Below are 9,317 nucleotides of genomic sequence, written 5' to 3'. Positions count from 1 at the left end.
AAGATGTGTGAATGACACTCATGGCTAAACAGATCAATAGTTTTTTTGGAGAGGTCGGCTCCGATGATGTGTTGAACTTTCATAGCTTTGCTTTTAGAAGTAAACAAATCAAGGTTGCTAGCCTAAGACCTTTAATTAGTCTTTAAGGACTTAATATTCTAACTAGGCCTTAGCAACCGTGGGGGAAGAGTGAGGACTAATACAGGGGTAAGACCGCAAGTCTATGTCTCCGTCAAGTTCACCTCACTTTTCTTCCCACAAAATTCTTAATCTTTCTTTTTTCAGCTATTCAATATGTCAATGAACTAATTTGATCTAAAGGTCCCCGTGGTTCAAAATTCCAGTGAGCCTGCGAACCATCTTCGTGTCCCTTCGCGTCTTAGCGTCTTTGCGGCAAACCTTTCCTGCGCGCTCCCACAAAAAAATCTCCCCCTTCTTAGTACTATCGCCTTCCCGATTCGTCTTACAATGGCTGTTGAGCAATCTATAGCCTGGGTTACTATTACTGCTCATTAAAAAATCACTAATGAACCAGATTCTTGCTGCTCTCATTTTTACGCTCTTTTCATTTTGTTCATTCTCCCAGGACTACAAGAACCCAAAGATCCCCATAGAAAAACGCATCGCCGATCTCATTAAGCGCATGAACCTGCAGGAGAAAGTGGCGCAGTTGCAAAGCACCCATGCCTCAAGGCCCAGGCTTACAGATGATTTTTTCAACAATACTAAGAAGATCGACTCCATGTACGCCAATGGTGTAGGAATGATCAACCCTGCCTTTGACGAAACCATGGAGCAAACCATCGAAAGAAGGAATAAGCTGCAGCAATATTTAAAAACGAAAACAAGACTGGGAATCCCCGTCATCTTTATAGATGAAGCCCATCATGGGCTGGTACAGAATAAAGTAGATGTCTTTCCCCATGGCATTGGCCTCGGATCAGCCTGGGACACTGCATTGCTAACAAAGATCTATGATTATGTAGCAAGACAGGCATCTTCCAGGGGAACAAACTTAGTGCTGGCACCAGTGGTAGATGTGGTAAGAGATCCCAGGTGGGGAAGAACAGGGGAGTGCTATGGTGAAGATCCATTTTTAAATGGTGTCCTTGGTGCTGCCGTGGTAAAAGGATTCCAGGGAAGTACCAATGGTATCATTGCACCAAACCATGTGGCCGCAACACTCAAACATTTTACCGGCCATGGCCAGCCTGAGAGCGGCAACAATACCGGCCCTGCCAATTACTCCATACGGGCATTACGTGAATATCACATAGAGCCATTCAGGTATATTGTGCAGCACGCCAACCCTTCCTGCATCATGGCTTCCTATGTCGAAGTAGATGAAATCCCTTCACATGCCAATAAATGGCTGCTTACAGATGTACTCAGGAAAGAATGGAATTATAAAGGCATTGTGGTGTCCGATTGGTTCGGCATCGACCAGTTAAGAGATAAGCACCGTTTTGCCACAGACCTCAAAGATGCAGCCATGAAAGCATTCAATGCCGGTGTGAATGTCGATCTGCCCTATGGTATCAATTATGCCAACTTACCACAATTGGTCAGGGAAGGAAAGGTGTCCATGAAAACCATTGACGAAGGAGTAGCTGATGTCCTCCGTGTTAAATTTCAAATGGGATTGTTCGAAGCAAAGGATATAGATGTAAACGAAGCCTTAGCCTTTAATCAAAAAACAGAAGGGAGAGCATTGGCATTAAGGATCGCGGAAGAATCTATGATCCTACTGAAAAATGACAATAATACTTTGCCCCTTAAGAAGGACCAATACAAAAAGATTGCTGTCATAGGGCCCTTTGGAAATATTAATCTTTTAGGCGATTATTCAGGTGTGCCATCAAAGAATGTTTCCATTTACGAAGGCATTAAAAATAAACTCGCATCCTTTGCAGGGCAGGATGGGAGCGGGTCCGTAGTGTTTGCACAGGGTTGCAAGATCACATCCAATGGTGACAGCATCTCTCAAAATAATTACCAGTTCATCGATTCGGTAAAATTCCCCAACAAGGAAGAAAATCAAAAGCTCCTCGCTGAAGCGGTGGAAACAGCAAAGACTGCAGACTTCATAGTATTGGCAATAGGAGAGAACGAACAATTCTCCAGGGAAGCATGGAAGGATCACCCTGGTGATATGACAGATTTGAATCTGCAGGGAGCACAGGAAGATTTGGTGAAAGCCATCGCTGCTACAGGAAAGCCATATATGGTGTACCTGATGCATGGACGCCCGCTTACCATTAACTGGATCGCCGCCAATGCTCCTGCTATCGTTGACGGCTGGTTCTGCGGCGAGGAGGCCGGAAATGCTTTTGCCAATATCTTGTTTGGTGATGTAAATCCTTCAGGTAAATTAACCATCAGCGTTCCCAGGTCCATTGGCCAGCTTCCGGTATTTTACAATGGCAGTCCCACTTCACACTTTTACAATTATGTCACTGAAAGCAATACACCATTGTATCCTTTCGGGTATGGCCTGAGTTATACCAGCTTCAGTTACGCCAAACCATACGTTGGCAGTTTAAGTACAAATCAGGAAGGTACTACCTCGGCAAATCCCACTGTTTCCCTGGCTGCAAATAAAAACTTCAATATTGTCATTAACACGGATATAACCAATGCCGGCACCAGGAAAGGAGATGAGATAGTACAATTATATGTTCACCAGAAATCCGGCAACAGTGTTGTAAGACCCGTTAAAGAATTAAAGGGATTTCTACGCATCACATTAAATCCGGGTGAAAAGAAAACAGTATCATTTAATATCACACCTGATCTGCTCAAACACTGGACTGCCGATATGAAATACGAAGTAGAACCTGGCACCTACGAAATCTTCATTGGCGGCAACAGCACCGATTTCGAAAAAACCGAGTTAATTATAAAGTAACCACTGTGCTCTTTGATTATAAGGAATGTCTGCTATTGAAATGCAACTTCAATCTAAAAAACTTCAAACTATAAACTTCAAACTATAAACTCTTTATGTGCCTATGTGGTGAAAAAAACTAAACATAATCAATGCCTCCAATACCACAGTCACAACCTACTATAAAACTCGTATTTAAAATATTAATTTGATTCTAAAAATTTCAATTGAAACGAACCATACAACCAGGAAAAACAGGCCACCACAGGACAATTGACAAGGCAATCGTTAGCATACCTGGAAGGAATAGTTTTCGCGGATTCTGGGTGCCCTTTTTTCTACATCATTAATTAAACCGACACTATGCATTTTCTGGGAACCATCGACATCCTTTTTGTTATCCTCTACCTGCTCGTTATTGCAGGCGTTTCCATCTGGTCCATCCGGAGATCAAAGGAATCGCCCTCCGATTATTTCCTAGCCAATAGAAACCTTGGCTGGTGGGTCATTGGGGCATCCATCCTGGCCAGCAACGTAGGGTCAGAACATATAGTAGGATTAGCCGGCACCGCCGCCAAGACCGGCCTTGTCATGGGTCACTACGAACTGCATTCATGGATCGTCCTTGTCCTCGGCTGGGTCTTCGTCCCATTTTACATGCGCAGCATGGTCTATACCATGCCCGAGTTCCTTGAGCGACGCTTCAACCCACAGTCACGTACCCTGCTATCCATCATTCAATTGCTCTCGTATGTCATCACCAAGGCCTCCGTCACCATATTCGCAGGTGCCCTGGTCTTCAATGCCTTCCTTGGCGTTGACTTCTGGACCGGCGCCATTATCCTCGTTGTGGTCACCGGTATTTACACTATCCTTGGCGGACTGCACACAGTCATGTACACCGAAGCTATACAGGCCGTAGTACTCCTGGTAGGATCTGCAGTATTGCTGTTCATTGGTCTCGATAAAGTAGGAGGCTGGCATAATGTAATCAGCTCTGTGCCCAAGGAAAAACTCAATATGTTTCCTTCCTTAAAAGATCCTGACTTCCCCTGGCTGGGCATTCTCATTGCCTCACCCATAGTAGGCATCTGGTACTGGTGCACCGACCAGCATATTGTGCAGCGCTGCCTCGCCGGCAAAAACGAAAGAGAAGCACGCCGCGGTACCATCTTCGCCGCTTACCTCAAGCTCTTACCTTTTTTCATATTCCTCATTCCCGGACTCATCGCCTATGCGCTCCAGGCACAGGGCAAGATTGTACTGACAGATGCCAATGCGGCCTTCCCCACACTCGTGAAAGAGATCATGCCCGTAGGATTAAGAGGACTGCTGGCAGGTGGCCTGCTGGCCGCTCTTATGAGCTCTCTCGCCTCTGTATACAATGCCTGCTCCACCTTGTTCACCATGGATATTTATACCAAGCTCAAACCCCAGGCCGGTAATAAAGAACTGGTCAGGGTAGGGAGGATCGCTACCGGCGTAGTGGTATTATTAGGAATGGTTTGGATACCTTTAATGGGACGAATATCCAATACTTTGTACCAGTACCTGCAAAGTGTACAATCCTATCTGGCACCACCCATCGCAGCCGTGTTCCTGCTGGGAGTTTTTTATAAACGTATCAATGGCAAAGGAGCCATCACCACCATGGTAGTTGGATTTATCATTGGACTGCTCAAGCTCACACTCGAAATGATGAAGGACGACCTCACAGGCCCCCTCCATGCATTTGCTACCATCAATTTTCTCTATTTCTGCATCTACCTGTTCCTGTTCTCAATTGCGCTGTTGATCATCGTTAGTTTGCTCACACCCGCGCCTGACCAGGAACATATCCGTGGTCTCACCTTTGCCACCACGGTGGCCGAAGACAAGGCTGCCTCACGCGCCAGCTGGAATGCCACCGATGTCTGGCTGTCCGCCATTGTTGTATTGATCATCATATCCATATTCATATATTTTTCACCCATTGGAATCGCAAAATAAATGGCCCTACTTCTAGGTATAGATCTCGGCACCTCCTTTATCAAAGTATCCGTCATAGACGCGCAGACAGGCCGCTGTCTCGCAAGCGCTAAAAACAGTGAATCCGAAGCGCCCATCATATCACCTCAGCCCTCATGGGCCGAGCAATGCCCTAATCAATGGTGGGAAGATGTAAAGACTGCCATTCAAAGGGCTCATGCTACAGGCAGTTACAACCCAAAGGATATCGCTGCTATCGGCATCGCCTACCAGATGCATGGACTGGTACTGGTAGATAAAAACCAGCAGGTGCTTCGCAACAGCATCATCTGGTGCGATAGCCGCGCTGTCGACATAGGCAACAAGGCTTTTGAAAAAATAGGAGAGGATAAATGCCTCGAAAGACTGCTCAACTCACCGGGAAATTTTACCGCATCCAAATTATCCTGGGTCCGCAATAACGAACCAAAGGTTTACAACCGCATTCATAAGATCATGCTCCCCGGCGATTTCATTGCTATGAAACTCACCGGCGAGATCACCACTACGCCATCAGCGCTTTCCGAAGGCGTCTTCTGGGATTTTAAAAAAGGTTCCCTCTCCAGAGACATCATGAAATACTTTGGCTTTGAGCAGGAGCTCATTCCTGTCACAGAACCTGTATTTGCCGAACATGGTGCGCTCTCCGCAGCAGTGGCCCGCGAACTCTCATTACCTGTTGGTATTCCTGTTTCTTACAAGGCAGGCGACCAGCTAAATAATGCACTAAGTTTAAATGTTATGAAGCCGGGAGAGATGGCTGCTACCGCAGGTACATCCGGGGTCATATATGCGGTCACCGATCAATTGGCTGTAGATAAGCGTTCCCGTGTCAACACCTTTGCTCATGTCAACCATACAGAAGATAAAAACAGGCTGGGAGTCCTGCTGTGCATCAATGGCTGTGGCATCATGAATAGCTACACCCGCAAACTTATGGCGCCGGATCTTAGCTATGATCAGATGAACGCACAGGCATCAAAAATCCCTGTAGGCAGCGAAGGCCTGAAGGTCCTGCCATTTGGCAATGGAGCCGAACGTATGCTGGAGAATAAAACACCTGGTGCACATTTCCTGGATCTCAATCTCAATCGCCACAGCACAGCGCATTTCTGCAGGGCCGTGCAGGAAGGTATAGCCTTTGCCTTTCGTTATGGGGTAGATATCATGCGTGAAAATGGCATAGATCCCAGGATCGTGCGTGCCGGCAAGGCCAATTTATTCCTGAGTGATGTATTCATCGAAGCCTTTGTCAACAGCACAGAGCTTGAAGTGGAGTTGTACCAGAATGATGGCAGTGTAGGTGCCGCCATTGGCGCCGGCATTGGTGCAGGTATTTATAGTAACCCTGAAGAAGCATTCACCAACCTGCGTCCTATTCAAAAAGCCAGTCCTTCTCCAAATCTCTATATCAAATACGAGAACCAATACCATAAATGGCTCCGCAACCTGAAAAAACACTTACCAAAGCATTAAACCATATTCAACAACCTTTAACCATATTAAACCTTTCAAATTCTAAACAATCCTCATCATGATACAGGCAACAATAAAATCCTACTTCAGCAATATTCCTCAAATAAAATACGAAGGCCCCAACACCGACAATCCCTTAGCCTTCCGTTGGTACGATGAAAATAAAAAAGTGGCCGGCAAGACCATGAAGGAGCACCTCCGCTTCGCCTGTGCTTACTGGCATTCCTTCAACGGTAATGGTGCCGATCCCTTTGGCGAGCCCACACATATCTTCCCATGGCTAAGCATACAGGATCCCCTTGAAAGAGCCTATGCCAAGGCAGATGCAGCCTTTGAATTCATTGGCAAACTCGGGTTGCCCTATTATTGTTTTCACGATGTAGACGCCGTTGACTATACCAATGACATTGTGGAGAATGAAAGAAGGCTGAAGGCCATCACCATCTACCTGAAGCAAAAACAAAAAGAAACAGGCGTCAAATTATTATGGGGCACGGCCAATTTGTTTTCCAACAGGAGGTATATGAATGGTGCTGCTACCAATCCCGATTTTCATGTCCTCGCCCATGCCGGTGCGCAGGTGAAGGCAGCCCTCGATTCCACTATTGAATTAGGAGGAGAGAACTATGTATTCTGGGGCGGCAGGGAAGGATATATGTCCCTGCTCAATACAGATATGAAAAGGGAAAAAGAACATTTGGCCACCTTCCTTCATACAGCTAAAGACTATGCACGGAAAAATGGATTCAAGGGTACCTTCTTCATTGAGCCCAAGCCCTGCGAACCTTCCAAGCACCAGTATGATTACGATGCCGAAACCGTAATCGGATTTTTGCGGCAGTACGATCTGTTGAAAGATTTCAAATTAAATATAGAGGTCAATCACGCCACGCTCGCAGGCCACACCTTCACCCACGAGCTGCAGGTAGCTGCTGATGCAGGATTATTAGGATCTATGGATGCCAACAGGGGTGATTACCAGAATGGCTGGGACACCGACCAGTTCCCGAACAATGTCAACGAGCTGACAGAAGCCATGTTGATCATTTTAGAAAATGGAGGTTTCCAGGGAGGCGGGATCAACTTCGACGCCAAGATCCGCCGCAACTCTACCGATCCTGAGGACCTTGTATATGCGCATATTGGGGGTATGGATGCATTCGCCCGTGCATTGATCATTGCCAGCAATATTTTACAAAAATCACCATATAGCAAGTTCCGCAAAGAGCGTTATGCCTCCTTCGATTCTGGTGTAGGAGCAGAATTTGAGTTAGGTGCCCTATCGTTAGAGGACCTCCGTCACTATGCCATCGGCAAAGGCGAGCCCAGTCCCCGCAGCGGTCGCCAGGAATGGCTCGAAAACATCATCAACCAATACATCTGATAATTTGCTGCGCAGGCTTGCAAAAGAGATGAACCACTGGGACAGGGCGGCACGGAGAGGCACGGAGGGATTGCCACAAAGACACTAAGCAACGCTAAGTTTAGATGCTTCTATGTGTCTATGTGTAAACTATGTGTTCTCCTATGTTTGTAATTGTTATGATTTAGTTCTTTGAGATTCTATTTAGTTCCCAATAGATTTGAGTTTTTAAAAGTGAAAAAGGGTGGGAGTGATATGTTTTTAAACCGCCTTTATGGCATGTTGTCACATAGATAATGCCCCATCCTTTTTATCTCTTAGAGTTTGAACAGAATGTAAGGAATACGCTACAGGTGTATATCCAGAATATCCAGCCAGGAGACAAAACGAAGGGAGATTTTTCACTTTTATACTTTTAAATGATTGGAAATGAAAAAAATTGTTAAGCAGGCAGTGGGCATAGATGTAGCCCAGAATGAGTTAGTTGTTACTGTAGGCAGGATGTTCGATGACCTGACACCTGAACTGTATGCAAACAAAACCTTCCGTAATACAAAAGAAGGTTTTTCAGCGCTGGTATTGTGGGTAAACAAACTGACCGATCCTTCCTGCCAGCTGCGTTATGTGATGGAAGCAACGGGAGTGTATCATGAGTCGCTGGCTTATTTTTTAAATGAGAAAGGCCTGGAGCTAACCATCGTGCTGCCTAACAAGATCAGCAATTATCAAAGGACACTGGAAGTAAAAACAATTACCGACAAAACTGCTTCAGAAACGATTGCAAGATTTGGCCTGGAACGAAAGCTTGATGCATGGCAAAGGCCTAAGCCCATATTTAAGAGAATCAGGCAGCTAACCAGGGAAAGGGGTCAGGTGGTACAGGCAAGAACGGTAGCCAAGAACCAGTTGCATGCAGAGCAGGCGGAAGCTGAACCCGGAAAGAGAACCATTGAAAGATTGAAAAAGCAGATTGCCCTTTTCAATGACCAGTTGCAGCAGATTAGCCAGGAAATACAGGAATTGGTGAAAACCGAGGAGCAGGTAGATAAGGCAATTAAACTAATTACAACGATACCTGGAATTGGGATATTAACGGCAGCCACGGTGCTTGCAGAAACCAATGGTTTTGAACTGATCAGGAATAAAAGGCAGCTCAGTAGTTATGCGGGTTTTGATGTAAAGGAAAAACTATCCGGCACTTCGGTGAAGGGGAAGCCGAAGATATCGAAGAAAGGAAACAAACACCTGCGAAAGGCGATGCATATGCCAGCTCTTGCAGCGATACGACATGAGGAGCGGTTTAAGGATGTCTTTGCAAGGTTGGTATCCAGGCATGGAATAAAGATGAAAGCAGCGGTAGCTGTTCAGAGGAAGTTATTGGAAATGACTTTTACCATTTACAAAACCAATACACCATATCAAAATGACTACCACACAAAAAATGAAACGGAAGAAAGTATCACAGTATAAAAAAATTAGAGCGGTCAATAAATGACCGCCCTAAACAGGCTGGCTCAAGGCCGCCTAAAGCACAAAAATAAATAAATTAACTATTGGATCTTAACACAGAATCTATGTGGTAAA

General features: G+C 45.6%; 5 protein-coding genes. All 5 read left to right on the top strand.

The genetic code is table 11. The annotated features are described in order from the left end of the window. Positions 1-526 precede the first annotated feature (526 nt). The 5 genes from BP74_RS21330 (at position 527) to BP74_RS21310 (ending at position 9,203) form a co-directional block, all read left to right on the top strand. Positions 527-2,908, top strand: coding sequence for a glycoside hydrolase family 3 N-terminal domain-containing protein (locus BP74_RS21330; RefSeq protein ID WP_496377545.1), 2,382 nt, complete (start codon positions 527-529; stop codon positions 2,906-2,908). Between the two features lie 342 nt (positions 2,909-3,250). Then, positions 3,251-4,876: a sodium:solute symporter gene (locus tag BP74_RS21325; RefSeq protein WP_496377543.1), complete on the top strand. Its 1,626-nt coding sequence runs from the start codon at positions 3,251-3,253 to the stop codon at positions 4,874-4,876. Beyond that, positions 4,877-6,370, top strand: coding sequence for a xylulokinase (locus tag BP74_RS21320; protein ID WP_496377541.1), 1,494 nt, complete (start codon positions 4,877-4,879; stop codon positions 6,368-6,370). A gap of 58 nt (positions 6,371-6,428) precedes the next feature. After that, positions 6,429-7,754, top strand: a complete 1,326-nt coding sequence (gene xylA / locus BP74_RS21315) for a xylose isomerase (protein WP_496377539.1) — start codon at positions 6,429-6,431, stop codon at positions 7,752-7,754. 408 nt (positions 7,755-8,162) lie between these two features. Next, entirely contained in the window at positions 8,163-9,203 is a 1,041-nt protein-coding gene (locus BP74_RS21310; protein ID WP_496376795.1) for an IS110 family RNA-guided transposase, read from the top strand. The last annotated feature ends 114 nt before the right edge of the window (positions 9,204-9,317 follow it).

The organism is Flavisolibacter ginsengiterrae DSM 18136 (genome assembly GCF_059568575.1).
Note: the sequence above shows the minus strand (reverse complement) of the source record. Positions and strands in the feature narration are given on the sequence as shown.